At 44.6% G+C, this 2,916-nt stretch carries 2 protein-coding genes; both read left to right on the top strand.

Translation table 11 applies throughout. The annotated features are described in order from the left end of the window. Positions 1–1,184, top strand: a 1,184-nt coding sequence (locus AC1DUA_RS32075) for an ABC transporter substrate-binding protein (protein ID WP_477503590.1), incomplete at its 5' end; no start/stop codon positions are given. Positions 1,185–1,237: 53 nt separating this feature from the next. After that, positions 1,238–2,916: hypothetical protein (locus AC1DUA_RS32070; protein WP_477503589.1), on the top strand; the 1,679-nt coding region annotated here is incomplete at its 3' end.

Raw genomic sequence — 2,916 nt, 5'->3', positions numbered from 1 at the left:
AGCTGAAAGAGGTCATGCAGGGTGATAACCCTCCGGATGTCGTGATGGTAGGTTTTGAACAGTTGCCTGACATTATTGAAAGCAATATGTTGACTCAACTGGATCCGCTGATTACGAAAGATAAATTCGATACAACAGGCATTGTACCTGCTGTCATTGATGGCATCAAAAATGCTGGTAGCGGTAAGCTGTATGCACTTGCTCCAACCTTCTCGTCCTCTGCACTGATTTATAATAAGAAAATGTTCGGGGATGCTGGTGTTGATTTTCCGAAAGATGGGATGACGTGGGATGAGATTTTTGATCTTTCCAAGCGGCTTACCAAAGGGGAAGGGGAGAACCGTTTGAACGGCTTCTCATTCTCAACACAAGCTCAAGGCGATTTGTTCTATGGCATGCAAATGTACACAGCTCCTCTTCAACTCAAAATGTATGATGATGCTGGAGAGCAGATGACGGTGGATACGGATCAATGGGAAAAAGTATGGACGAAAATGGCACAGCTGCAAAAAGATAATGTGTTCCCTGAGCTTATGGATCCACAAAAGGGAATGAATCGGAAATTCGATCAAGAAAATCCTTTCGCCTATGATGATTTCATGTCGAACCGCTTGGCGATGGGAATTATCAATTATGGTCAAATTCAACAAATTACGAATGCGAACAAAAACGCTGCCAGCTACAAAGGGTTTACGCCAATTGATTGGGATGTTGTAACGATTCCTTCTCATCCTGAAGCTAAAGGCGTAGGCGGTTCCATTTATATGAATGGTATAATGGGGATTAATGCGAAAGCGCAGAATCCAGAAGATGCCTGGAAATTCATTAAATTCGTGAATGGCGATGACTGGGCAAAACTGAAATCGTACAGCTCTTATAATTTAGTTGCACGTTCCAAATATTTGAAGCCTAAAGACGGCCAGGAATTCCACATGGAAGCATTTTATAATGTTATTCCTGCACCACTTGATAATAACATGAAAATTTATCGCGATAAGCCGAACATTTATCAGGTTCAAGAAATTGGCCATCAATTGTTTAACAGTGTTCTACAAGGAAAATCGACGGCTCGCGAGGCGCTCAAACAGTGGCAAACGCAAGGTGATGCGATGCTTAAGCAAATGAAGGAAAATCCAGGTGCACAGCCGAATCCTATGACTATGCAAGCTGTGCCTGCGGGTTAATAAGATCCAATATAAGATGACAGTTATAAACCATGAAGGAGGCCTTTTACATCATGAAGATCAAGTTTGGCTACAAATATGCGGCCACGATTGCTTTGTCTGCTACAATGGCATTTGGCGCTATAACGCCCGTTTGGGCTGACGGCAGTCCAACTGCGATAACAATGGCGATAGGTAAGGTGCCGATAACGAATAATAGCTATTTTGAATTAAAGCAGATTCATGTTTTACCTGATCAAAGCGGCAAGATCGCAACTTTCACGATTACGATTCATAACGAAGGTAGCAATGAGCTGCAATTTATTGATTACTGGGCTAGGCTGAAAAGTAAATCAGGAAATCAATACTCAGCGCGCTTGCTGCCTGCTGATAAGGATAAGAACCGGGTAGCCCCCGGTTCTACAACCGATTTAACGTTCTACGCGACGGTGAATTCTACTACGAATCTGCAGGACCTCGTTGTCCAATTTATTAAGTGGGACTTTAGCCAAACGAATTTCGAACGAGTGCTTGGAGAAGTAGCTGTACCGGATAATTATACAGATGTCATTCCGTCTGATGGTACAGGCACCATTTCTGTAGGCGGAGTTGAAGTACGTGCTTCTATTAAAAAGTTCGTCAGTAACAAAAATGAGAAATATCATGTTCCCACGGTTTATCTGACGTTAGAGAATGCAGGCAGTCATGCTGTGACTATTCCGGCTTACCTATTCTCAATAAGGACACAGGATGGGCTCTTGTATCCATTGGAAGCTAAAGGGCTGAAGGATTTGAAAATTAATCCAAAAGAGAGCAAAGAAATTCAACTCTCCGGTTCCATTCCGGTAGCGGTAACCGCGGATGCTTGGCAGCTGGCCATTGCGGACACGATTGCGGATTTGAAGCTTAATGTAGCCGTTGCGAATTTTCAACTTCCAGTAGTAAGTTCTCAAGAAGGTGGATCCATTGGCAAAGAGTATTCTTTCACCAATAAGTCGKGTGTTTACACAGCTCAGCTGGGCGGTCTTCATCGTCTTCCTTGGGAGGATCAAGATCTATTGACGRCCGATTTGGTTCTTAGCAATAAAGGAGATGAGGCTCTGCCAATTCCGAAATTGTCCGGTTACTTCCTACTGGATGATGCCGTCAAAATCGATGCGAAGCTAATCCAGACAGCTAAGGTGATTGGGCTTGGAGCGGGTACAAGCGTTAATCTGCAGCTTGCCGGCAAATTGCCGTATACGTATGAGTTCTCACACGTGAAGCTTGTCCTTCAAGAGAATGAGGGAGAGACGCCTGCTACGGGTACTGACACTACGAGTACTACAGCAACGGATGTGCTGGAGTTCTCGACACAAGCTGAGCTTCAAGCTGTTCCTTTCATTGGGTTAGGCGAATCCTACTCGTCGACTGAAGTCGGACGCAAAGCCAAGTATGCGATTAGGAACGTATCGACCTATGAGGACAAAACGAGTATTATGTACTCAACTATGGTTGAGGTGACTAACCTAGAGAAAAGATTCACGAATCCTTCCAAGCTTGTCGCGAACTTCCGGTCACCAGACGGAACCGTCTTCCCAGCTTCTGTTGCGGAAGTGAAGAACAAGATTTCTCCATCAGGAAAAGCGCTGCTTAATGTGTGGGCGCCTGTGCCAAAAGGCTTTTCAACAGAGAATATGAATTTGCTCCTTGGGGAAGCCGTAACGGAGGGTAAGCTGTCGGAAGGCGACAAGGCGGTTGCTGACTCCTACGT

The sequence above is a fragment of the Paenibacillus sp. 01T422 genome (genome assembly GCF_056398785.1).
Note: the sequence above shows the minus strand (reverse complement) of the source record. Positions and strands in the feature narration are given on the sequence as shown.